Here is a 21633-nt window from a genome sequence, read left to right as displayed (position 1 = left end):
GCGGGGGTGCGCGGGGGATCGGGAAGGCCGGGGCAGTGCTGATCGTGCTCGTTCTGTTCGTCGCGGGCGCCGGCCTGCTCCTGCTCGGCCTCCACAAGCTCCATGCCGCCGTGCCCACCTGCTACGGCCGGCCCATGTCACCCGGCGCCATCTGCCACGTCCGCGCCACCGGCCCGGTCACCGACGGCATGCCCGAGCCCCACGACTCCACCTACCGCGAGCAGTTGGACAATCTCACCGGCGGCGGCTGGACCGCGATCGCCCTCGGCGTGATCCTCCTCGCGCTCGCCATCGTGCTCGCCGTCTCCTTCACCGCCTCCACTCTCCGCGGGCAGCGCGACTGATCCCCGCCCGGTGGCCGCGGGCGGTGCGCGCGCAACGCTGCCCGGCCTGCGCGCACCCCCCTACGACCCGGACCGGGCGGCTGCGGCCGCCCGCCCAGCTCTCCTCCCACCACACGCTCGGCGGGTTGGTCGCCTTCTCCAGGCCGTCACCGCTGTTGCAGCGCGCGCCCGGCGCTCAGTGCGGCCGGGAGGCCAGGAAGCTGTTCAAGTCCGCCATCGCGGCCGAGAGTTGGGCACTGCTCAGCTTCTGTCCGACCGCACTGCCGGCGAGGAACTGGTCGAGGCCGGCCCGGCAGGTCGCCACCGCCGCCGGTCCTGTCATTGCGCAGCCGATCTCCTGCGCCGTCCCGCCGGTACCCGCGAGGGTGACCAGGGCGACCACCGGCCCCGGCTGCCCGTTCGCCGACACCTGCCCGCTCGCGGCGAGGTTCGTCTCCCGCACGCCCGCCGGGACGGCGACCGCCGTCGCGAACAGGCCCGGATCGCCCGTCGGCACGGCGTGCACGCGGTCGGCGGCCTGCCGTGGCGGCGCGAGGCACTGGGCCGGCGGCTGCGCGGCCTGGGGGATGAACGGGCAGGCCAGGTCGACGTCGGTCTGCACGCCGCCGCTGTTGAACACGGCCTGCACGAGCCCGGGGTAGGAGGTGCTGGGCGGATCGGCCGCGTGCGGGCCCGGGTGGACGTACACCTGCTCGCCGCCGTCCGCGCTGAAGAACACGACGTCGCACGCCCAGTCACCCGGCGCGACCACGTACTGCGCGTCACCCGGGTACCGGGCGCCGAACACCGCCGCGCCCGGTGGCAGGCTCACCGCGTCCGGGAGCGTCACCCGGCCCGCCAGGGCCTTGAGCGGCGGCAGCCCCGGCCCGACCGCCTCGTCCGGACACGCCTGCACGGTCACCGTCCGTGACCCGCCGCCTCCGGCCGCCACCGCCGGCCCGGCCCCGCAGACGGCGGCCACCAGCACCGTCGCCGCCAGGACGACAGTTGCGCGTGAACTGATCGTGTGCTGCATGCTCGCACCTCCCCGGCGCGCAGGGCGGTCATACCGTCAGGCTAGATCCGCCCGCCCCCGTCCGCCTATGGCTACGCTTGGTCACTGCCCCCGGCGGGAAATGGGACGCACCCTAAATCTCTCGTTTAGGGTTACTGTTTGCTGTTCCTCGTCCGGGCGGGGGAGAGCCGGGCAGATGCCCTCGGCCCGCCCGGTCCGGCGCCGCGTGGCGGCGGTGACGGCCAGTTCGTCGAGGCCGGGCCCGCACCCGCCGCTTCTGCTCCACCGCCTGCCGCAACCGCGTCGAGACCCCCGCCCACCGCGCCCGCACCCGGGAGGCCTGACCAGCCCGAATTCCGGTTGCCCCGCCCGCGCCCGTGCCCGTAGGGTCTCGCGCAGCAACGACGTGTAGCTCAGCGAGACAGAGCACCAGGCTTCCTACCTGGAGGGCGCGGGGGCAGGGCCCGCCACGTCGGCCACGGGCACCGGCCGCCGAGCCGTCTCGGCACGCGACCCCCGTACCACCCCGGTCGTCCCGCCGGGCGAAGCCGGCGAAATTCCGTACGACGTCCAGGCGTTGCCTGTTAGCGTCCCCGCCATGGCGACGGCGGACGAGTACACCCGGAGCGTCGAGGAACTGGCCCGGCGCTTCGACGTCGGCTGCCTGGTGGCGCTGCTGCCGCGCGCCCACCGGGCAGCCGCGCTCGCCGAACTCGTCGACGCCGACCCCGACTTCTTCTTCCTCGGCCACGACCACCCGCCCACCGTGATCGACAGCGCCGTCGCCGACGGCACCCCCGCCGTCCGCCGCGCCCTGGCCCGCGCGGTCCGCAACCACGCGGCCCAGGAACGCCTGCTCGACCTCGACGACGCCCGCATCGACGCACAGCTCGCCGACAACCCGTGCCTGGCCTACCCCGTCGAGTGCCGCCTGCGGCTGCGCCGCCCCACCGTGGTCGCCGCCGGCACCGGCTACCGGGTGGAGCACCACCGCGCCGCCCTGACCTCCGGCGACGCCGACCTCGCCGCCGCCGCGCTGATCGACCGCCGCACCTACCGCTGGGGAGGCCCGATCCCGCCCACCGTCTGGGCCACCGCCTGGCGCACCGTGCGCCTCGCCGACGGCCCCGCGCGGGTCCGGGAGGTCCTGGCCGCCCTGCCACCCGGCGCCGCGCTCGACGAGGCGACCCGTCAGATCGCCGACGCCTGCGCCGAAGCCGACCCCGAACCCTTCCTCACCAGCGCCGAGGACCGCCTCACCGGCACCGGCGCGCTGCTGCGCCGCCTGTGCGGGGTCCGCACGCCCGCCGACGCGCGGCGCGGCCGGGCGATCCTCGCCGAGCCGTATCGGGTGGACTGGGCGCTGGTCGCGGCGGCCGGTCTGTTCCGCCGCCTGCCGCGCATGGCGGCGCGGCTGCTCGCCCGCCGCCCCGACTGCCCGCCCGACATCGCCCGCGTCCTGCTCACCGGCCGCCCCGCCCCGCGGGACCTCCCGGCCCCCGAACCCGCCGCCCCCGCGATCCCGGCGTACCGGCCGCCGGCGTCGACGTACTACCGGCGCCCTCCCACCCTCGGCCCGCTCGACGGGGCGGACCCGCTGGCCGTCCTGGCCGCGACCCCGATCGGCAAGGACGGCCTGGACATCCACCACCTCTGGTCCGGAATCGAACTGGGCCTGATCACCGCCCGGCAGGCCATCGACCACGCCCGCCCGGCCTTCGCCATCGCCTGCCACGCCGGCCAGACCTCCGCCTTCCACGCCGACACCCAGGAACCCGGCGGCGGCCGCGCCGCGCTGCACGCCGCCACCCTCGCCTACCTCGCCCACCACCTGGCCGCCCACCCGCCGGCCCCGGGCCTGTGGCGCGAGGTCGACACCCTGATGCGCCCCTTCCCGGGCCCCCTTCCCGCCCTCCTCGCCACCGCCGCCGGGGCTGGTTGACGCGTGGGCCTCTCCCGGCCCGCCACCGCCCGCGAGGCCGATTGATCCGCCGACGGCCGGGGGAGACATACCGGGACATCGAGGCGGGCACGCGAGCAGGAGGCCGGGATGGACCCCGAGACAGTGGCGATGGCCGAAGCCGTCCGCGGAGCCGGGACGCGGATCAGGGAGGACGCCCTGCCCCGAGCCCGTGCGCGCCGCGCCGACGTCGCTCCGGACGACGAGGCCGTACTGCTGGGCGCGCTCGCCGCCCTGCTCGACACCGCACGGGAGCTGGCCGGGACCATCGGCGCCCGGATGACCACCCCCGGCGCCCGCGAGTCCTACGGCTGGGCCGAGCGGCGCCTGCGCGAGCAGGCCGAGAACCTGCGCGCCGACGAACGGAAGCTCACGACGAGCCCGGCCCGCCCGGCACCGCCGCAGACACCCGCCGCCGGGTGATCCCGCGCCGGGCCCGCCCGAACCACCGGTCGCCCTTTCGTGTGGGAGGCGGTTGGGCACCCGCCACGGGTGGCAGAACGGCGGGCATGACGACCTTCACCGGCACCCCCGCGTCCGTCTCCCGCCGCCGTCGCCGCCCCTACCAGCGCCCGGCGTGCTGCCGCACCTGGCACACCGAGCACCTCCTGCCCGACGGCACCCCCGTACGCACGACCTGGCACCAGCCCGCCTGCCAGGCCCGGCCCGCCCGGTGACGGCCCCCCGGTCCGAGCTCTTCCACCCGGGCACCACCGCCGTGCGCCGCGACGTCCACGCCGGGCGCGTGTGGACGGCGATGCCCCAGCGGGTGCTCGACGACACCGGCGACACCCTCACCCTCGCGTACTGGCCCGGCATCGAGAGCCTCGCCCCGACCACCTGGATCGACGCCCGCCGCACCGGCGACGACACCACCCGCAAAAGCGGCCTTGACGACCTCGCGTCCGGCACCTGGCACCTCGGCCCCTACCGGTGGGAGCGCACCGAACTGCTCTCCCGCTTCCTGGCCGACGAGCACTTCTCCGTCCACTGCTTCCAGGACGCCGCCACCCACGCGCCCCTGCGCTGGTACGTCAACTTCGAGCATCCGTACCGGCGCCGGCCCGGCCTCGGGATCGACACGATGGACCTCGCCGTGGACCTGGTGGTCGAGCCCGACCTGTCGGCCTGCCGGTGGAAGGACGAGGACGAGTACGGCCAACTGCGCCGCCTCGGCCTGGTCGACGACCACCTGCACCGCGCGGTCGAGGCCGCGCGGGAGCGGGCGCTCGGCCTGCTCCAGGACCGCGCCGGACCGTTCGCCGGCGGCTGGCCCGCCTGGACGCCGGACCCGGCCTGGCCACTGCCCCAACTACCCGACGGGGCCAGCCACTTCGGGACCGGCGACCCGCACGGCTGACGGCATCAGCGCCACCAGGTGCTGCGTCCAGCAGTCCGACTCCTTCGTCGCGACCTCGGCGCCGCAGCCCGCGCAGACGGGGTCGGGGCCGTCCTGGCCGTCGAGTCCGCAGCAGCCGTTGCGGCGCCCGGGATCGGGGTGCCGACGGGCCCCCGGCAGGTCGTCGGGGTGCAGAAGGAAAAAGGAGGAGTCGCGGCTGGGCGCGTAAGTGCCCTGCGCCATCCGCGGCGTGCCGATCCGGTGCCGGCCCGTCCGCTGCCCGACGGCGGCGGGCCGGGCCTTGCGGAGCCCGACGGTCAGCGGGTTGTCGCAGGTCGCGCAGGTGAAGACGGTCACCGGCCCCATGCGCCCAGCCCCCGAGGAGGCGCCGTCGGTGGCCCGTGCGACGATCCGGAGCATGATCGTCCCGCTGGAGTCCCTCCTGCCCGCCACCACCGGTGCGCACGCCTCGACCACGTACGCCGACTGGGCCGCCGCCCACGACCCCGGCACGGCCGACGCCGCCCGCGCGCTGGTGGGGGAGATGCGCAGCGAGCTCAACCGCTACTGGAGCAAGCCCGGCGGGTTCGTCGACGCGATGGCGCGCCAGGCCCGGCGGCTGCCGCCCGCGCACCTGCCGTGGTTCTGGGACACCGTCGGCCACCGCCTGCTCGGCAACGGCACCCGCCCCGCCGCCCGCGCCTACACCGCCGCCCGCGCGGCCGAGTCCGCGCACGGCCTGCCCGTCGACCCCGGCTACCGGCGCGCCAACGCCCTGCTGTTCGCCGCCAAGGGCGCCCTGCCCGCCAAGGAGCTCGCCGCCCACCAGCGCTTCCTCGCCGCGACGACGGACCCGCCCGCCGCCCACGCCGCCCTGGACGAGTTGCTCACCGCCTGGGCGGCCTCGCCCGCCGACCTGCCCGCCGACCTGGTGCGCCGCGCCCGGGCCTCCGCCAAGGCCGCCGGGCACGGGGACGGCGAGGCGGCCCGGATGGTCGGCGCGATCCTCGCCGCCGCGCGGAACAAGGCCGTCCCCGACGCACTGCTCAGCGACGCCGCACCGCTGCTGACCGCCCATCCGCCCACCGACGCGGCCGCCGCCGCCCTGGTGGACGTCTTCCCGGACGGGGCGACCGACGGCGGCGCGTGGCTGCGGCTGCTGATCGCCTGCGGCGTCATCGACGCCATGGCGCACGGCCGGGTGGTCCCGGAAGGCGGACTGCGCCGCTGGCTGGGCCACTTCGCCCACATGTACCAGTACGTCACCTCCGGCGGCGGCGTCACCCGCCAGCAGCTCCCGTCCGAACTCCTCGACGTGGTCGGTGAGCTGGGTCCGCGCCTGCGCGCCGAGTGCGCCGAGCGGGCCGCGTGCCCCGAATGTGTCGGGGACGGCGGCGTGACGCTGCACACCACCCGCCACCACTGGCAGGGCCTGGACGCCGACCTGCTCGACGCCTGCCTGGCGGCCGGCGTGCCGGTCACCGACCCCGGCCGGGAGGTGCGCATGCACTTCTGGGGCGCCGCCTCCCGGCGCGACCTCGCCGCCCTCGCCGCCGACCCGGTCTTCGGCCCCCGCCTGGAAGGCACCGTCCACGCCGGTCTGCTGCCCGACCACGGGCCCGCCCGCCCGCGCCGCTCCGGCACGGCCGTGACGCTGCTGCCGGGCAACGAGGGCATCGCCCACGAGGTCGCCGCCCGCGTCGGCCGCCTCGTCGACACCGTCGCGGGCGGCGGCATGGCCGGGGCCGAGGAGGCCGTCACCGAACTGGAGACCGTCCTCGACCGCCCCACGGTCACGGCCCTCGCCGGCATCACCGGCGCCCTCGCCGACGCCTGTGCCGCGGGCGCGCTGCACCGCTCGCTGGCCGCCGGCCTGCCGGAGGAACTGGCCTGGCCCGCCCTGGAGTCGGTCCACGCCGAGTTCGAAGCCGAGCGCGCCGACGGCCCGACCGGGATCGAGGGCATCACCTGCACCTGGCCCGTCCTGACCGTCTTCAGCCGCGACCGCGCCATCGCCGTCGACCCCGACGGCGTCCGCACCTCCTGCCGCTTCACCGTCCCCGACGACGCCACCCTGTTCGCCGTCCACTACGCCGGCGGCTCCTTCCTCGTCAGCTGGACGCTCGCCGACCGCCCCTACCACTGCGACACCGCCGTCTGGGCCGACCGCCCCGACACCCCCTTCACCCCCACCCGGCTCAACGGCCTCGTCCCCTACGGCGGCAGCCTGGACGGCGCCTACGGCTTCCAGTTCGAGACCGCCGACGGCGCCGGACGCCACGGCGGCCTGCGCATCCTGCGCCCCGGCGACACCGAGGGCATCGACGGCGACGAACTGCAGCTCGGCGACGGCACAAGGATCTGGACCAACGCCGTCTTCGGCGACCGGCCCTGGCGGCTCGCCGACCCGGTCACCGGCGAGCCGCAGGGCCCGGTGCCCCTGCCCGACTTCCCCGGCCGCCCCGCCGACCCCGCCCTGCCCGCCGAAACCGGCATGGCCGTCTCCCGCGAGGACCTCCACCTCGCCCCGCTGCCCGCCACCCTCACCGGCTCCCCGCTCGGCAGCCGCGACGGACTCGTCGGCACCCGCGTACTCCACCGCACCCGCCACCGCGACCCCGCCCCCGACCACTTCCTCCTCGAAAGCATCGACGGCCGCACCGCCCGCTTCGACATCGACCGCCCCGGCCAGACCCCCTGGGGCCTGTGGGCGCCCCCGGAGGGCGCCGCCGAGGACGTCGTCCTCGCCGAATCCCAGACCCGCACCGGCGTACGCGCCTACACCGCCGACGGCACCCTGCTGTGGGAGCAGGACGGCCACGACACGCCCCGCCGCCCGCGCGGCACACCCGACCGCGCGGTCACCGTCTCCGGCGGCACCGCCCTGCCGCCCGCCTACTGGTACCTGCTGCGCACCCGCGACCAAGCCGCCTCCCGCGCCCTGCGCGCCGTCACCCGGCCCGCCGCCGACGCCCTGCTGGCCGCCGCCCTCGACGGCCCCGACGCGCTGCGCGCCGCCGTCGCCCGCGAACTGCCCGCCGTCACCGACCCGGTGCTGGCCGAGGCCGTCGCCGCGGTGGCCGCGCGGGCCGCCCGGGTGGAGCGGCGCCGCCTCGCTCTGCACCGGCGGGTCACCGTGCTCGCCGAGGCACCGCCCGCCCTGCCGCGCCGCTCCGCGCCGGACACCGAGCTGATGCCCGCCCTGTTCGGCCTCGTCCGCGAGGGCGAACAGGACGAGTGGCGCCGCACCCCGGACGCGCCCCTGCCCGCCACGCTCGGCGCGCTCGCCGCCGACGGTGCCCACCTGGCCGGCACCATCTCCGACGAGACGCGCCGCCTCTCGCCGCCCGCGCCCCCGCACGACTGGCCGCAGCTGCTCGGCGCGATCGACGCCGCCGCCTGGCGCGCCGCGATCGCTCCCACCCCCGACGCCGAACGCGCCGCCCTGCTGGCGCTGCTGGACACCTGGGCCGACCAGCCGTTCGCCCGCGCGGACAGCCGCTGGTGGGCGGGCCACGCGGGCGCCGCGACCCTGGACGGGCTGCGCGCGGACGGCCTCGCGGTGGCCTCCGCCGCCGTCCGCGCGCAGGGAGCCGAGCAGCACTGGTTCGTCGCGCCCGCCTCCGCCGGCGACCCGCTCCCGCAGGCCGTCCCCTCCGCCCGGCTCGTGCGGATCGAGCGCGACGACGCCACCCGGCTGCGCGCCCTCGTCGCCGCGGTCGAGGCCGAAGGGCCGCTCCCGCTGCCGGAGTCCGCGGCCGCACGCTTCGCCGAACTCACCGGCCTGCGGCGGCCGCTGGCCCGCCTGGTGGTCGCCGGCCTGGTCGCCCGCGCAGGCCGGGACGACCACCGCGCCCTCGTCACCAAGGCCCCCTACAAGGCCACCCCCATGACCGCCGACGCCTACGACCGGCTGCGTGCCCGGCTCGGCGACGAGGGCCGCAGGGCCGTCCTGGCCGCGGCCCTGCCCGACGACCCGGCCGAACTGTGGCACCCCGGCGGCGTCGAGGCGGCCGTGGAGCGGATGGCCGCCGCGTGGTGCGAGCGCCTCGGGATGCTACCCGCCGTGCACGACGAGGCCGCCGACACCCTGGAGGCCGACCTGGGCCTGTCCGAGGTCTGGGCCCGCCGCCTCGCCGGCGGCTACGCGGCCGCCACCGACGAGACGGTGGAGGCCGCCGACTGGGAACTGGCCCCGACCCCCTACGGTGCCGGGGCCCAGGTGAGGGCCGTACCCCCGCCCGGCCCCGCGCTGCCGTACGGCACCCCGGTGGGCCTGAGCCTCCCGCAGTTCGCCGGCGCCCTCGTGTGGGCGTGGACGGACCGGCCCGTCGGCGATCCGGCGGTGGCCGGCGCGATCGACCTCTACGAGCGCCTGCGGGCCGAAGTCGCCCGCCCGGAACTGCTGTTGGCCCTGCCCGGCGGACGGATCAAGGACACCCCCGAGGGCATCGCCCGGCGCTTCGGCCCCGAGCGCTTCCCCGTGGCGGAGGGCCGCGGCGAGGAGAAGAGCCCGCCCCGTCCGAAGGCCTACGACTGGGGCCCGCTCGTCGTCTGCTCACCCCACGGCGAGGCGTTCCTGCGCCCGGCGGCGCTGACCGACCCGCAGGCCTGGCAGCGCGTGCGGGACATCGCCGACCTGGCCGACGGTCTGGACCGACTGTCCCCGTTCCTGCCCGGCGGCGGACTGGAACGGATGATGCACCGCGCCCGCACCACCCCCGTTCCCGCGGGGGCCTACGAGGCGAACCCGCGGCACTCCTGCCCCGACCTCGTCGCCCACGCCGCCCGCCACCTCGACGTGGGCCCGGACGCGGCCGCCCTCTACCTCCAACTCGCCACCCTGGCGGCCCCCACCGACCGCAACATCCGCCGCTGGAACGCCTGGGCCGCCAAGCAGCACACCGCGGCCCGCACCGAACTCCTCACCACCGGCACCGTCATCGAAGCCAAACGCCCCCGCGCCGGCCGCACCCTCTTCCTCCCCGGCGAGTGGACCGACCTGAAGTCCCCCCACCTCCCCCTGGAAACCCCCAAACTCGCCACCCACACCGTCCGCCCCCTGTGGCGCAACGAAATCCAAGCCCCCTTCCCCCGCATCCAACCCCCCGTCCCGCTGCACGAGTTGTTCACCACCACCTGGACCCGCCTCCACGGCGCCCCGACCTCCTGAGGCCCGCCAGGAGGGTGCGGGCTACGCGGGTGCGGTGAGGGGTAGTGAACTGTTCGGATTTGAGTACGAATTGGTTCGAGTTGGTGAGGGTGAATGAGTGTCATGTTAGTTTGGTCAGCGTGAACTTGAAGGAGTGGGCGCTGGCTCAGGGCGTCCATCCGCAGACGGCGTATGAGTGGTTTCGGAGGGGGACTCTTCCCGTTCCTGCGGTGCGTGCGGGTCGGACGATCCTGGTCAACATTGAGGCGAACGCCTCCCCGCAGGCAGTGGGTGGTGTCGGCCTGTATGCCCGTGTCTCCTCTCATGACCAGAAGTCCGATCTTGAGCGGCAGAGCGCCCGGCTTGCGGCGTGGGCTGCGCAGGCCGGCCACCGCGTCGTGCGCGTGGAGTGCGAGATCGGCTCGGGGATGAACGGCGCCCGGTCGAAGGCCCGGCGCATGCTCGCCGACCCGGAGGTGACCACGATCGTCGTGGAGCACAAGGACCGGCTCGGACGGATGAACGTCGAACTGGTCGAGGCCGCGTTGTCCGCGACCGGCCGCCGCTTGGTGGTGCTGGACGAGGGCGAGGTCGAGGACGACCTGGTGCGGGACATGGTCGAGATACTGACCTCGTTCTGCGCCCGCCTGTACGGTCGCCGCTCGGCACGCAACCGTGCGCGCAAGGCCCTGGAGGCCGCCGGGCATGGCTGATGCGGGCAGGAAGCCGCTTCGGGAGATCGCCCGGCCGTTCGTCGTCGACGGGCCGTCCGGCGTCACTATCCGAGACCGGCTCAAGGGCCTCACGGCCGAGGACGACAAGGTGCTGCGGCTGGTCGGCGGACACATGGGCCGTCTCGCCTCCCGTGATCTCGCCCGGCGCTGCCGGGACGGCCTGGAGCACTCCACCGACACATGGGCGTCGCGCAAGCGTGAGCTGACGGCCGAGTCGACCTCGCGCTGGGCCGGGTCGGTCACCTCCACCACACACGACCAGTGGGGTCTGTCCCGCCGTGCCCAGTGGGCGCACCTTCAGTCGTTGGACGCGGCCATCCGCACGATCTGCCACCGCCTGTCCCTGCCGATCGGGCAGGCGGGCGGAAAGGGCCGGCCCGGCGGCTACCGCAGCAAGCACGAGTGGTTCCAAAAGTCACGCCGCCTGGCGATCCTGGAGGGCGAGCACGAGCGCGTACAGGCCGAGCGGGAAGCGGGCCGCGTGTCGGTGGTGCGGGGCGGCCGTCGGCTGCTCAAGCAGCGCCACAACCTCGGCACCGCAGAGAAGACCGAGGCCCAGTGGCGCTCGCAGTGGGACGCCGTTCGCCGGTTCCTCACCGCTGACGGGGAGTCGGGCAAGAGGTACGGCAACGAGACCATCCGCGTCACCCCGAACGGCGGGGTCGGCATCAAACTGCCCGCCCCGCTCGCCGGGTTGGCCAACGCCCCACACGGCCGGTACATCCTCGCGGCCAAGGTGTCGTTCCCGCACCGGGGCGAGGAGTGGCGCGAGCGTATCGATGCGAACCGGGCGGTGGCGTACCGCATCCACCTCGACGTCGAACGTGGCCGCTGGTATCTCGACGCCTCCTGGAAGCGCAAACCCCTGCCCGTCGTACCGCTGGACGCGTTGCGGGCCGACGGCGTGATCGGCGTCGACATGAACGCCGACCACCTCGCCGCGTGGCGCTTGGACGAACACGGCAACCCCACGGGTGCGCCGCGCCGCTTCGGCTACGACCTGTCCGGCAGCGCCACGCACCGCGACGCCCAGCTCCGCCATGCCCTCACCCGGCTACTGCACTGGGCGATCGCCTGCGGTGTGCAGGCGATCGCCATCGAAGACCTGGACTTCCAAGAGTCCAAAACCCGGGAGAAGCACGGCCGCAGGAAGCGGTTCCGGCAGCTGATCTCCGGCATTCCCACCGGAAGACTCCGCGCCCGTCTGGTGAGCATGTGCGCGGAAGCCGGTATCGGCGTGATCGCCGTCGATCCCGCCTACACCTCGGTGTGGGGCGCGCGGCACTGGCAAGCCCCACTCTCCACGCCACGACGCCTCGTCACCCGCCACCAGGCGGCAGGCGTGGCGATCGGACGACGCGCCCTCGGTCACCGGATCGGGCGACGGACGGCACCGCCCCGCGACGACCAGAGCGATCGCCGCGGGCATCGGACCGCCCAGGCCCGACCCGAAAGCCGAGGGCGCGAGGGAAACCGCCCCCGCGTACCCGGACCACGGACACGATCCGTCGGCACCGAACGCGGCACGAGGAACGCGGTGGACCAGCCCATCCAAGACCGTTCGGGATGAGCCAGTGAACAGCAGTGGGTCCAAGACTCACTGCCTCTCACTGAGTAGGAACGGTGGGTTCGGTGGTGATGGCGGCGGACTCGGTGGGGGTCACCGTGACGGCGGCCGGCTGGGGTGCGCGGACTCACCGGCGGACTCACCGGCGGACTCACCGCCTGCGCCGCATCGGGGTGAAGCGGACCGGGGTGCCCGGGGAGGCCTGGGCGGCGGCGGGCAGGGCGGCGGCGGGGATGACGCCGATGACGGGGTAGCCGCCGGTGGTGGGGTGGTCGGCGAGGAAGACCACCGGGCGGCCGTCGGGCGGGACCTGGACGGAGCCCAGGACCATGCCCTCGCTGGGGAGTTCGCCCTCGCGGGCGCGCTCCAGCGGCGGGCCGTCCAGGCGCAGGCCGATCCGGTTGCTGGTGGGCGAGACGCGGTAGCCGGAGCCGGTGAGGACGGCGAGGGAGCGCGCGGTGAACCAGTCGTCGCGCGGGCCGATCAGGACCGGCAGGAGCAGCGGGTCGGGCGGTGCGGGGGAGGCCACCACGTCCGCCCCGGCCGCCGGGCCGCACGGTTCGCCGAGCGCCAGCGCGTCCCCGGCGGCGAGGGGGGCGGGGCCTAGCCCCGACAGCAGGTCGGTCGAGCGGCTGCCGAGCACGGGGGTGACGGCGAGTCCGCCCGCGAACGCGACGTAGCTGCGCACACCCCGCGTCGCCGCGCCCACGTCCAGCAGCGCCCCGGCGGGCACCCGCACCGGGGCGGCCCAGGCGGCGGGCCGCCCGTCGACCCGCACGGCGCACGGCGCGCCGGTCACGGCCACCGTCACCGCCCGCTCCACGCGCACCGCGCAGCCGAGCACGGTGGTCTCCAGCGTGGCCGCCGTCGCGGGGTTGCCGACCAGCCGGTTGGCGAGCCGGTGGGCGGGCTGGTCGAGCGCGCCGGAGCGCGGCACGCCCAGGTGCGCGTGGCCGGGGCGGCCGAGGTCCTGGACGGTCGTCAGCAGGCCGGAACCGGTGATGACGACGCTCATGCTTCCTCGATCGCGAACCGGACCCGGGTGCCCGGGCTGAACAGGGCGGCGCGCTCGCGCGACGGGTCCCACAGCACGGCGTCGGTGCGCCCGATCAGCTGCCAGCCGCCCGGGGACGAGCGCGGGTAGACGCCGGTGTAGGGGCCGGCGAGGGCGATCGCCCCGGCCGGGACGGCGGGGCGCGGGACGGCCCGCCGGGGCACCCGGTAGCGCTCGGGCAGGCCGGTCAGGTAGCCGAAGCCGGGGGCGAAGCCGCTGAAGGCGACGCGGAACTCGGTCGCGGAGTGGATGCGTGCGACCTCGTGCTCGGCGACGCCCCACAGCGCGGCGACCTCGGCGAGGTCCGCGCCGTCGTAGCGCACCGGGATGGTCACCGTCTCGCAGGCGGTCGCCCGCAGCGGCGGCACGCGCCAGCCGGCCAGTTCGGCGGCCAGGGCGTCGGGGTCGGCGACGCCGTCGAGCAGCACGGTCCGTTCGGCGGGCACGACCTCGGCGACGGACGGGAGCGTGGACGCCGCCCGGCGGCGCTGGAGTTCGGCGTGGAAGGCGGCCGTCTCGTCGGCGCCGTCGAGCTCGACCAGCAGCGCGTCCAGACCCACCCGGAGAACTCGCGCGCTCATGCGAAGGCCTCGACGCGGACTCCGGCCGCCCGCAGGGCCGTTCGGACCCGGCCGGCGAGGTCCGCGGCGCCGGGGGTGTCGCCGTGCACGCACAGGGAGCGGGCCCGCAGCCGGATCCGCTCGCCGGTGCGCGCGGTGACCTCGCCGTCGCGGGCGATGGCGACCGAGCGGTGGACGACGGCGTCGGGGTCGTGGACGACGGCGTCGGGTTCGCGGCGCGGGACCAGCGTGCCGTGCGGAGTGTAGGCGCGGTCGGCGAACGCCTCGGCGACCACGGGCAGCCCGGCCCGCCCGGCGGCCTCGTGCAGCCGCGAGCCGGGCAGCCCGAGGAGGGGAAGTCCCGGTGCGGCCAGCAGGACGCCCCGGACCACCGCCTGTGCCTGGTCCTCGTCGTGCACCGTCCGGTTGTACAGCGCGCCGTGCGGTTTGACGTACGCGACGCGCGCCTCGGCCGCCCGTGCGAACACCTGCAACGCCCCGATCTGGTAGGCGACTTCGTCGGCCAGCTCCTCCGGCGGCACGTCCATCGCCCGCCGTCCGAACCCGGCGAGGTCGCGGTAGGAGACCTGCGCGCCGATCCGCACGCCGCGTTCGGCGGCCAGCGCGCACACCCGCCGCATGGTGGACGGGTCCCCGGCGTGGAAGCCGCAGGCGACGTTGGCGCTGGTGACCACCGACAGCAGGGCCTCGTCGTCGGTGAGCGTCCAGCGCCCGAACCCCTCGCCGAGATCGGCGTTGAGGTCGATGACGCCCTCGCCGAGGTCGGCGTCGAGGCCCACGGCCGTCGGAACGGGCGGCGGCGTCATCTCGCGCCCCCCGTCATCGCCCGGATGATCACCGCGCGCGCGTCGTTCAGGTACCGGGTCAGCTCCACCTCGGCGTCGTCGATCTCGCCCGACTCCAGCAGCCCGGTGAGCGTCTGGTTGCGCCGCAGGAACGGCGCGTGCAGCTCGCGCGCCGACGGCACGGCGGCGAAGGCCAGGCGCAGCTCCGCGACCAGGCGCGCCATGCACTCGTCGATCCGCTCGCTGCCGGCCAGCCCCGCGACGGCCAGGTGGAAGTGCAGGTCGGCGGTGCCGACGGCGACCCAGTCGCCGAGCGCCTCGGCGCCCTCCGCCCGCGCGAGCGCGGCCCGCACCGCGGCCAGGCGCTCGGGCGCCGCGCTGTGCAGGGCGCGCACGCCGGCCGTCTCCAGGGCCAGGCGCAGCGTGTAGATGTCGGCGACGTCGGCCGGGTTGAGGATCCGGACGAACACGCCGCGGTTCATCTCGTGCACGACCAGGCGCTGGTCGGCCAGCAGCCGGAACGCCTCGCGGAGCGTGTTGCGCGAGACGGCGAGCGCATCGCCGAGCGCCTCCTCCGACAGCCGGGTGCCCGGGGCGAGCCGGCCCTCGGTGATGTGGTCGCGCAGCACGTCGGCCACGCGCTGGGCGGCGCTGGCGCGTTCGATCCGGCTCCGGTCGGCCGCCAGTGCGTCGAAAACCCCGGTCACGTCCACCTCCTGAACTCTTGTCGGATTGTTCCACAATCCCCTAGCCTCGCGGCAACCCCCGTACGGTCGCGGCCCACTTGGGCCGGGACCTCCTCCGCCCGTGGCGTCGACGACGGCCACCCACAGGGGCGGAGGCCCCTCTGAAAGGCGGTCAGGAACATGATCGTTCTTGTCGGCATCCTCGTCGTGGTGGCCGGGTTCGCCACCCGGCGAAATCCGCTGCTCGTCGTCGGCGCCGCCGGCGTCGTCACCGGACTGCTGGGCGGGATGAGCCCGATGAAGGTCCTGGAGGCCTTCGGCGCGGGCTTCGCCTCCAGCCGCTCGGTGACCCTCTTCGCCGTCACCCTGCCGGTGATCGGCCTGCTGGAGCGCCACGGCCTGCAGGAGCAGGCCCGCGCCCTGATGAACAAGCTCGCCAAGGTCAGCGCCGGGCGCCTGCTCGCCGTCTACCTGGTGATCCGTCAGCTCGCCGCCGCCCTCGGCCTCACCGGCCTCGGCGGACCGGCCCAGGCCGTGCGCCCGATGATCGCGCCGATGGCGGAGGCCGCCGCCGAACGCCGCCACGGCACCCTGACCGACAAGGCCCGCGAACGCCTGCGCTCCTTCGCCGCGAGCGCCGACACCGTCGGCCTGTTCTTCGGCGAGGACTGCTTCCTCGCCGTCGGCTCGATCCTCCTGATCACCGGTTTCGTCAACGCGACCTACCACACCGGCCTGGAACCGGTGCAGCTCGCCCTGTGGGCCATCCCCACCGCGATCTGCGCCACCCTCATCCACGGCGCCCGCCTGCTGCGCCTGGACAACACCCTCGCCCGGGACGCCCGGGACGTGTCCGCGACGGACAAGGCGACCGCCACCACCGACCGCATCGAGGAGACGAGCAAATGATCAAGGTCGAGTGGCTGTACTGGCTGGTCGGAGCCGTCTTCCTCGCGATGGCCGCACAGATGGCCGCGGACCGCGGCAACCCCAAGCGCTACGGCAGCGCCGCCTTCTGGGGCCTGCTCGGCGCGAGCTTCGTCTACGGCAGCTGGGTCGCCGACAAGAGCGCGCCCGCCGCACCGCTCGGCGCGGCCGTCCTGGCGATGATCTGCCTGGCCGGCTTCGGCCTCACCGGCCGCGGCACGTCCACGACCGCCGCCCCCGAGCAACGGGCCGCCTCCGCCGCGCGCCTGGGCAGCCGGCTGTTCATCCCCGCGCTCGCCCTGCCACTGGTCGCACTGGCCTGCGGCACGCTCCTCAAGGGCGTGCACGTGGGCGGAAGCCCACTGCTCCAGACCGGCAGCGAGACGCTCCTCGGGCTCGGCATCGGCTCGCTCGTCGCCCTGGGCATCGCGCTGCTGCTCACCCGCGAGCGCAACCCCGTCGTCGCCCTGCACTCCGGGCGCGGACTGCTGGAGGCCATGGGCTGGTCGCTGCTGCTGCCCCAGCTCCTCGCCGTGCTGGGCTCGATCTTCCAGGGCGCCGGCGTCGGCACCCAGGTCGGCAAGATCACCACCCACTTCCTGCCGGACGGCAGCAAGTACGCGGCGGTGGCGGTCTACTGCCTGGGCATGGCCCTGTTCACGATCATCATGGGCAACGCCTTCGCCGCCTTCCCGGTCATGACCGCCGCGATCGGCTGGCCGATCCTCATCACCCAGCTGCACGGCCACCCGGGCGTCGTCCTGGCCGTGGGCATGCTGGCCGGCTTCTGCGGCACGCTCGTGACCCCGATGGCGGCCAACTTCAACCTCGTCCCGGCCGCGCTGCTCGAACTCAAGGACCAGTACGGGCCGATCAAGGCCCAAGTGCCCACCGCCGGTGCGCTGTTGGCCTGCAACATCGCCATCATGTCGCTCTTCGCGTTCTGACCCGCCCCGATCCGCCTCGGCCCCGTTCCTCCAGCAGAAAGGCCGCCATGACCAGGGTCCTGCTCACCGGCTTCGAACCGTTCGACGGCGCCGACGTCAACCCGTCCTGGGAGGTCGCCCGCCTCGTCGCCGACAACCCGCCCGAGGGCCTGCTGGTCACCGCCGTCCGCCTGAGCTGCGTCTTCGGGCGGGCGGCCGAGGAACTGCGCACGGCGATGGGGGAGTGCGCCCCGGACCTCGTGGTCTGTCTCGGCCAGGCGGCCGGCCGGCCGGACGTCACCGTCGAGCGCGTCGCCATCAACGTCGACGACGCGCGCATCCCCGACAACGCGGGCGCCCAGCCCGTCGACGCGCCCGTCGTCCCCGGTGGCCCCGCCGCCTACTTCGCCACGCTGCCGGTCAAGGCGTGCGTGGCCGCCGTCCGGGAGGCGGGCCTGCCCGCCTCCCTCTCGCACACCGCCGGGACGTTCGTCTGCAACCACGTCTTCTACGCCCTGATGCACCTGATAGCCACCGAACGCCCCGCCGTGCGCGGCGGTTTCGTCCACATACCCGCCCTGCCCGAGCAGGTCCTCGACCGGGCCCAGCCCTCCCTGCCGGCCGACTCCGTCGCCCACGCGCTGCGGGCGCTGCTCACCGCAGCGGCCACCCACTGCGCCGACCTGCGCGTCCCGGAGGGAGCAACCCACTGAGACGCACTGAAAACCCCCGCCGAGCCTTCCCCGGGAGGGCCGTCATGCCGAAGCGGCCGGGTCCCCGCGGGATCGCGGGAACCCGGCCGCCCGGGGTGCCCGGGGGAGGAGATCCCCGCCGGTGCGTCGTGTGCCGCTGTCAGTCCTCCAGGTCCGACCGGATGTTGAGGTTTCCGTCCTCGACGACCCACTCGTGGTAGCCGAGCCTGCGGCCGATCTCCTCGAACCGGCCCAGCCGGGTTGGGCCGATGGGGATGAAGTACACCTTCACGGCCCGCAGGAAGAGCCGGAACCCGAGGTCGGGGCCCAGTTCGTCGACGGCCGCCACCAGTGCCGGCACCAGGCCGGGCAGCGGCGGGACGTAGAGGCTGGTGACGGCTGCTTCGGCCAGCGCCGGCCCGACACCCCGCAGCTCCGCCAGCACGGCCGCCCGGAGCCCGGGGTCCGGATCGGCCGGCGAGAGCGCCGGAACGAAGGCGGGATCGCCCCGGCGCACGAAAGCGGTGCAGGCGTCCTCGACCCGGCGCAGCCAGATGCGGATGCCGAGTCCGGCGCCCGTTGGGTCGAACCGCGCCCGGCCGGCCGCCAGCCACAGGGCCGAGAGCGTGTCGTCCGGCAGCCGCGACTGCGCCAGGCGCCGGGTGTCGTCCAGCACCTCCTGCGCGTACACCGGCCCTTCGCGTTCGAAGAGCCGCTCGGCGAGGTCGAGGCAGGAGGCCTCGTCCCTGAGCGTCAGGTGCATCGCGAGGTACTTCGTGAGCCCGGTGAGGCCGAAGTCCTCGTCGAAGTCGTGGCGTGGCTTCACGGTGGCGATCATTCCCTACTGCGGGTACGAGGTGTAGACGACGAAGTTGTCGGCGTGCTTCTTGACGTACTTCAGCCGGATGACGACCTTGCTGCCAGCCGCGGTGGGGACGATGTTGTTGCCGACCTTGGTGTAGATCGTGCCGAGCGATCCCGTGTCCCTGAGCTCCCAGTCGATCGGGAACAGGTCGACGTCCGGGTCGAAGAAGTTCTTCTTCGACTGCTCGGTGACCCACTTCTTCAGCTTGGCGGCGTTCTTCGGGGAGCGCGCCATCCACTGCTGGAACGCGGCCGCCACGGACTTGGCGGCCGTGGCCTGGTCGGTCCAGACCGTGGCGACCCCGCTCTTCGCGATCTTGTCCTCGATCTGCTGGGCGGTCTGGCCGACGTGCTCGGACAGGGTGTGGGCGTTGGACAGGTCGCCGTCAGCCACGATGTCGATGCAGTTGTGGACGAGGACGTCCTGGCCGCCGCCGGCGCCGGAGCGCACGTAGAAGGTGTGGTCGCCGTCGACGGTCAGGTCGTAGACCTGCTGCGGTGCGAGGCCGGTGCGGTCGTGCAGGGAGGTGATCGCCTGCGGCGAGCCGCCCGTGCCGCGCAGGCTGGTGCCGACGCGCAGGTTCGACGCGAGGGTCCAGCCGGCGCCGTCCACGTAGAGGTTGTGGCCGGCGGTGGTGGACAGGGTGCTGCCGTCGGCGAGACCGATGTCCACGAGCCGCTCGGTGTCGTGGGCGAACGTGGCGGTCACCGGCTGCGGGTGCAGGCCGCCGGTCCCGGGGTCCGCGGTCATGACCCGGTCGCCGGTGCGGATCTCGCCGATCGCCCGGTGCGAGCCGTCGGCGAGCAGGACCTGGGTGCCGGCCGGGAAGCTGTTGATCGGGCACGAGGTGCGGGCGGCCGTGGTGTACTCGGCCTCGGCCTCGAGCTGTTCCACCAGGGCCCGGTCGACGTTGCGGTCGTTGCGCAGGGCGGCGAGGGCGGCATCGGTCCCGGTGCCGTCCCGCAGGGCCTGGCGGAACTTGGCGACGTTGTCGGCCAGGGCGGTGAAGCTGCCGACGACCGTCTGGCTGTAGCCGTTGAGCGTCGCCTGGAGGGCGAGCTTGGCGTCCTCGATGCCGACACCGGCCTCGATGGCGAAGCGCAGCGCGACGACGCCCTTGGCGGCGTCGACCAGCTTGCCGACGGGGATGAGGGAGGCGGCGGCCCAGCCGCAGGAGGCGTTCAGGCCCGGGTTGTTGAAGCACTTGATGAAGTCGCCGGCGACCATCTGCCACAGGATCTGGCCCGCGACCACGTTCGGGTCGTACTTGGTCTTGTAGTCCTTGTACGTCAGGTCGACCGTGGTCTCGTACGGGACGCCGTCAACGTGCTGGGTGCTCAGGAGAACGGTGTCCCAGGTCTGGTACTTGCCCTTGCAGGCGTCGAGGGCGAGTCCCGCCTCCGGGCAGGTGCGCATGACGTAGTCGACGGTGCCGGACACCTTCGCCGTGAGCTTGACGCTGCAGACCAGGTCCCCGGCGGCGTTCTTGTGCCACGTGGTGGAACCGAAGAGCGACGACCACATGCCGCTCATGCTTCCGGGGTCGTCGGAGATGCACTTGGACATGTCTTCCTGGACGTTGGCCGGCTTCATGTCGTCGTGCGGGACGGTCTCGACGTAGTAGGCCCGTCCGCCGTCGCCGCCGCTGCCGTCGACGCCCTCGTTGCCGGCGGTTGCGGCCTGGGAGGCGGCAGCCTCCGCCTCCTGCTTCTTCCAGACCGCGACCTGGGCGTCGGCGGCGGCCTTGGCCGCCTCGGCGGCGCTCTGCTTGGCGGCTGCCGCGCTGGCCTGGGCCTGGTCGGCGGCGGCCTTGGCGGTGGCCGCGTACTGCTGGGCCTGGGCGGCGTAGCTGGTGGCCGCGGCGGCCGAGAAGCCGGCGTTGCGTGCCGCGGTGTTGGCGGCGGCGGCGCTGGCCTGGGCCTGCTGGGCGTACCGGGCGGCCTGCGCCGCGGAGGCCTGGGCGGCCTGCGCGGACTGGGCGGCCTGGTCGGCGAAGCCCTGGGCCTGCTGGGCGGACTGGCCGGCCTGGTTGGCGTAGCCGGCGGCCTCGTTGGCCGCTCCGCGGGCGGTGGCGTAGGACTGGGCGGCCTGGGCGGCGTACTGGCGGGCCTGGGCCACCGAGCCGTCGATCGTGGCGAGGTAGGACTGGATGGTGGCCACGTGGGCGGCGGTGACGGCGTCGCGCTGCTGGGCCTTGGGCAGGCCGGTCTGCAGGAACGGCACCAGGCGGTCGGCGGGGCCGGACAGCACGGCCTGGGCCGCGGCCTTGACCTCCGCGCCGCCGGTCGTGAGCAGTTGGGTGACCAGGACGCGGTTGTCGTCGTCGCGGGCCTTGAACTGGCCGACCGCGAGGAAGGCGCGGACGTCGTCGATGGTGCCGTCGAGGGCCTTGCCGGCGGCGGCCTTCACGCCCGGTCCGCCGGTGGCCATGATCTGGGAGAGGGCGACGCGGTCGTCGTCGTCCTTGCCCGGGTACTGGCCGGTGGCCAGGAACGCCTTCACCTGGTCCGGGGTCCCGGCGGCGGCGGCCTCGGCGGCGAGGCGCTTCTCCAGCTTGCCCGGCGTACGGGCGATGGCGGTGACGCTGGTGCGGTCGTCACGGTCGCGGGCGACGGAGAGGTTCGTCGTCAGGAAGGCCTGGACGGCGGTGTCGTCGCCCTCCAGTGCGGTCTGGGCGGCGGCCCTGGTCCACGGCCCGCCGGAGTCCAGCAGCCGCAGGGCGGCCTGGCGGCCCTTCAGCACGGCGGTCTTCGGGTCGGCCCCGGACGCGGTGGCGTCCTTGATGAGCTGGTCGGTGTCGGCGGCGAGCTGGGTGGCCTTGCCGGCCTCCCAGGCCGAGGTCTTCGCCTTCAGGTCCGCCTCGCGCGAGGCCTCGTCGGCGGCGGCCATCTCGGTGGCCTGCTGCTCGTCGAGGCGCTCCTGGTCGGAGGCGCGGGCGATGTCGGCGACCTTGTGGGCCTGGGTGGCCGAGTTCGACGCGGAGTCGGCGGCGTTGCTCGCCGCCGCGGCCGCGGCCTGGGCCGTGTT

Annotated in this window: 19 protein-coding genes, 1 tRNA gene and 1 pseudogene; 13 read left to right on the top strand and 8 right to left on the bottom strand. The window is 74.9% G+C overall.

The genetic code is table 11. The annotated features are described in order from the left end of the window. Positions 1-44 precede the first annotated feature (44 nt). Positions 45-344 (top strand): hypothetical protein, encoded by a 300-nt coding sequence (locus tag ACWCXH_RS36270; protein ID WP_449805769.1) that lies wholly within the window; start codon positions 45-47, stop codon positions 342-344. A 175-nt stretch (positions 345-519) separates the two neighbouring features. Here ACWCXH_RS36270 and ACWCXH_RS36265 read toward each other — a convergent pair whose 3' ends face one another. Next, complete coding sequence (locus tag ACWCXH_RS36265) at positions 520-1359, bottom strand: hypothetical protein (RefSeq protein WP_449805768.1); 840 nt, start codon at positions 1357-1359, stop codon at positions 520-522. Between the two features lie 239 nt (positions 1360-1598). On the opposite strand from ACWCXH_RS36265, the pseudogene ACWCXH_RS36260 reads away from it, so the two are divergent. The 6 genes and pseudogenes from ACWCXH_RS36260 to ACWCXH_RS36235 form a co-directional block, all read left to right on the top strand. After that, positions 1599-1682 (top strand): annotated as a pseudogene (locus tag ACWCXH_RS36260) (CGNR zinc finger domain-containing protein); the annotation flags it as partial. Positions 1683-1740: 58 nt separating this feature from the next. Beyond that, a tRNA-Gly gene (locus tag ACWCXH_RS36255) sits at positions 1741-1817 on the top strand. Between the two features lie 119 nt (positions 1818-1936). Further along, the gene (locus ACWCXH_RS36250) at positions 1937-3280 is read left to right on the top strand and encodes a hypothetical protein (RefSeq protein ID WP_449805767.1); all 1344 of its coding nucleotides are present in this window, start codon (positions 1937-1939) and stop codon (positions 3278-3280) included. 108 nt (positions 3281-3388) lie between these two features. Beyond that, the gene (locus ACWCXH_RS36245; RefSeq protein ID WP_449805766.1) at positions 3389-3721 is read left to right on the top strand and encodes a hypothetical protein; all 333 of its coding nucleotides are present in this window, start codon (positions 3389-3391) and stop codon (positions 3719-3721) included. 86 nt (positions 3722-3807) lie between these two features. Beyond that, on the top strand, positions 3808-3975 hold the full coding sequence (locus tag ACWCXH_RS36240; protein ID WP_449805765.1) for a hypothetical protein: 168 nt from the start codon (positions 3808-3810) through the stop codon (positions 3973-3975). Further along, positions 3972-4658, top strand: coding sequence for a DUF402 domain-containing protein (locus tag ACWCXH_RS36235; RefSeq protein ID WP_449805764.1), 687 nt, complete (start codon positions 3972-3974; stop codon positions 4656-4658). The genes ACWCXH_RS36240 and ACWCXH_RS36235 overlap by 4 nt, the downstream gene beginning before the upstream one ends. Here ACWCXH_RS36235 and ACWCXH_RS36230 read toward each other — a convergent pair. After that, positions 4611-5057, bottom strand: coding sequence for a hypothetical protein (locus ACWCXH_RS36230; protein ID WP_449805763.1), 447 nt, complete (start codon positions 5055-5057; stop codon positions 4611-4613). The genes ACWCXH_RS36235 and ACWCXH_RS36230 overlap by 48 nt on opposite strands. Between ACWCXH_RS36230 and ACWCXH_RS36225 the strand changes: the two genes are divergently transcribed. The 3 genes from ACWCXH_RS36225 (at position 5056) to ACWCXH_RS36215 (ending at position 12093) form a co-directional block, all read left to right on the top strand. Beyond that, the gene (locus ACWCXH_RS36225; RefSeq protein WP_449805762.1) at positions 5056-9810 is read left to right on the top strand and encodes a hypothetical protein; all 4755 of its coding nucleotides are present in this window, start codon (positions 5056-5058) and stop codon (positions 9808-9810) included. The two genes, ACWCXH_RS36230 and ACWCXH_RS36225, sit on opposite strands and share 2 nt — an antisense overlap. A gap of 119 nt (positions 9811-9929) precedes the next feature. Next, positions 9930-10502 (top strand): IS607 family transposase, encoded by a 573-nt coding sequence (locus tag ACWCXH_RS36220; protein ID WP_449805761.1) that lies wholly within the window; start codon positions 9930-9932, stop codon positions 10500-10502. Between the two features lie 325 nt (positions 10503-10827). Further along, positions 10828-12093, top strand: a complete 1266-nt coding sequence (locus ACWCXH_RS36215; protein ID WP_449805760.1) for an IS200/IS605 family accessory protein TnpB-related protein — start codon at positions 10828-10830, stop codon at positions 12091-12093. A 148-nt stretch (positions 12094-12241) separates the two neighbouring features. Here ACWCXH_RS36215 and ACWCXH_RS36210 read toward each other — a convergent pair whose 3' ends face one another. The 4 genes from ACWCXH_RS36210 to ACWCXH_RS36195 are packed head-to-tail and all read right to left on the bottom strand — an operon-like array spanning position 12242 to position 15217. Beyond that, positions 12242-13105, bottom strand: a complete 864-nt coding sequence (locus tag ACWCXH_RS36210; RefSeq protein ID WP_449805759.1) for a 5-oxoprolinase subunit C family protein — start codon at positions 13103-13105, stop codon at positions 12242-12244. Beyond that, positions 13102-13725, bottom strand: coding sequence for a 5-oxoprolinase subunit B family protein (locus ACWCXH_RS36205; RefSeq protein ID WP_449805758.1), 624 nt, complete (start codon positions 13723-13725; stop codon positions 13102-13104). The genes ACWCXH_RS36210 and ACWCXH_RS36205 overlap by 4 nt, the downstream gene beginning before the upstream one ends. Next, a complete protein-coding gene (locus tag ACWCXH_RS36200; RefSeq protein WP_449805757.1) occupies positions 13722-14531 on the bottom strand; it encodes a LamB/YcsF family protein in 810 nt (269 codons plus the stop codon). Before ACWCXH_RS36200 ends, ACWCXH_RS36205 begins: the two co-directional genes overlap by 4 nt. Further along, a complete protein-coding gene (locus ACWCXH_RS36195) occupies positions 14528-15217 on the bottom strand; it encodes a GntR family transcriptional regulator (protein ID WP_449805756.1) in 690 nt (229 codons plus the stop codon). Before ACWCXH_RS36195 ends, ACWCXH_RS36200 begins: the two co-directional genes overlap by 4 nt. A gap of 159 nt (positions 15218-15376) precedes the next feature. Between ACWCXH_RS36195 and ACWCXH_RS36190 the strand changes: the two genes are divergently transcribed. Genes ACWCXH_RS36190 through pcp form a run of 3 tightly spaced genes read left to right on the top strand, consistent with a single transcriptional unit; the run spans position 15377 to position 17762 of the window. Continuing rightward, a complete protein-coding gene (locus ACWCXH_RS36190) occupies positions 15377-16105 on the top strand; it encodes a DUF969 domain-containing protein (protein ID WP_449805755.1) in 729 nt (242 codons plus the stop codon). Further along, complete coding sequence (locus tag ACWCXH_RS36185) at positions 16102-17070, top strand: DUF979 domain-containing protein (RefSeq protein WP_449805754.1); 969 nt, start codon at positions 16102-16104, stop codon at positions 17068-17070. Before ACWCXH_RS36190 ends, ACWCXH_RS36185 begins: the two co-directional genes overlap by 4 nt. 47 nt (positions 17071-17117) lie before the next feature. Further along, a complete protein-coding gene (gene pcp, locus ACWCXH_RS36180) occupies positions 17118-17762 on the top strand; it encodes a pyroglutamyl-peptidase I (RefSeq protein WP_449805753.1) in 645 nt (214 codons plus the stop codon). 139 nt (positions 17763-17901) lie between these two features. Here the strand turns inward: pcp and ACWCXH_RS36175 are convergent, their stop codons facing one another. Further along, positions 17902-18567, bottom strand: a complete 666-nt coding sequence (locus ACWCXH_RS36175) for a hypothetical protein (RefSeq protein ID WP_449805752.1) — start codon at positions 18565-18567, stop codon at positions 17902-17904. A 15-nt stretch (positions 18568-18582) separates the two neighbouring features. Next, positions 18583-21633, bottom strand: a 3051-nt coding sequence (locus ACWCXH_RS36170) for a polymorphic toxin-type HINT domain-containing protein (RefSeq protein WP_449805751.1), incomplete at its 5' end; no start/stop codon positions are given.

It is taken from the genome of Kitasatospora sp. NPDC001660, from assembly GCF_053596725.1.
This window is presented reverse-complemented; position numbering and strand designations above follow the sequence as displayed.

What these genes read in the sequence shown, in the direction of transcription:
- ACWCXH_RS36265 (WP_449805768.1), bottom strand. Translation starts at nt 1,359, where the DNA reads ATGCAGCACACGATCAGTTCACGCGCAACTGTCGTCCTGGCGGCGACG.
- ACWCXH_RS36250 (WP_449805767.1), top strand. Translation starts at nt 1,937, where the DNA reads ATGGCGACGGCGGACGAGTACACCCGGAGCGTCGAGGAACTGGCCCGG.
- ACWCXH_RS36245 (WP_449805766.1), top strand. Translation starts at nt 3,389, where the DNA reads ATGGACCCCGAGACAGTGGCGATGGCCGAAGCCGTCCGCGGAGCCGGG.
- ACWCXH_RS36240 (WP_449805765.1), top strand. Translation starts at nt 3,808, where the DNA reads ATGACGACCTTCACCGGCACCCCCGCGTCCGTCTCCCGCCGCCGTCGC.
- ACWCXH_RS36225 (WP_449805762.1), top strand. Translation starts at nt 5,056, where the DNA reads ATGATCGTCCCGCTGGAGTCCCTCCTGCCCGCCACCACCGGTGCGCAC.
- ACWCXH_RS36230 (WP_449805763.1), bottom strand. Translation starts at nt 5,057, where the DNA reads ATGCTCCGGATCGTCGCACGGGCCACCGACGGCGCCTCCTCGGGGGCT.
- ACWCXH_RS36210 (WP_449805759.1), bottom strand. Translation starts at nt 13,105, where the DNA reads ATGAGCGTCGTCATCACCGGTTCCGGCCTGCTGACGACCGTCCAGGAC.
- ACWCXH_RS36205 (WP_449805758.1), bottom strand. Translation starts at nt 13,725, where the DNA reads ATGAGCGCGCGAGTTCTCCGGGTGGGTCTGGACGCGCTGCTGGTCGAG.
- ACWCXH_RS36200 (WP_449805757.1), bottom strand. Translation starts at nt 14,531, where the DNA reads ATGACGCCGCCGCCCGTTCCGACGGCCGTGGGCCTCGACGCCGACCTC.
- ACWCXH_RS36190 (WP_449805755.1), top strand. Translation starts at nt 15,377, where the DNA reads ATGATCGTTCTTGTCGGCATCCTCGTCGTGGTGGCCGGGTTCGCCACC.
- ACWCXH_RS36185 (WP_449805754.1), top strand. Translation starts at nt 16,102, where the DNA reads ATGATCAAGGTCGAGTGGCTGTACTGGCTGGTCGGAGCCGTCTTCCTC.
- pcp (WP_449805753.1), top strand. Translation starts at nt 17,118, where the DNA reads ATGACCAGGGTCCTGCTCACCGGCTTCGAACCGTTCGACGGCGCCGAC.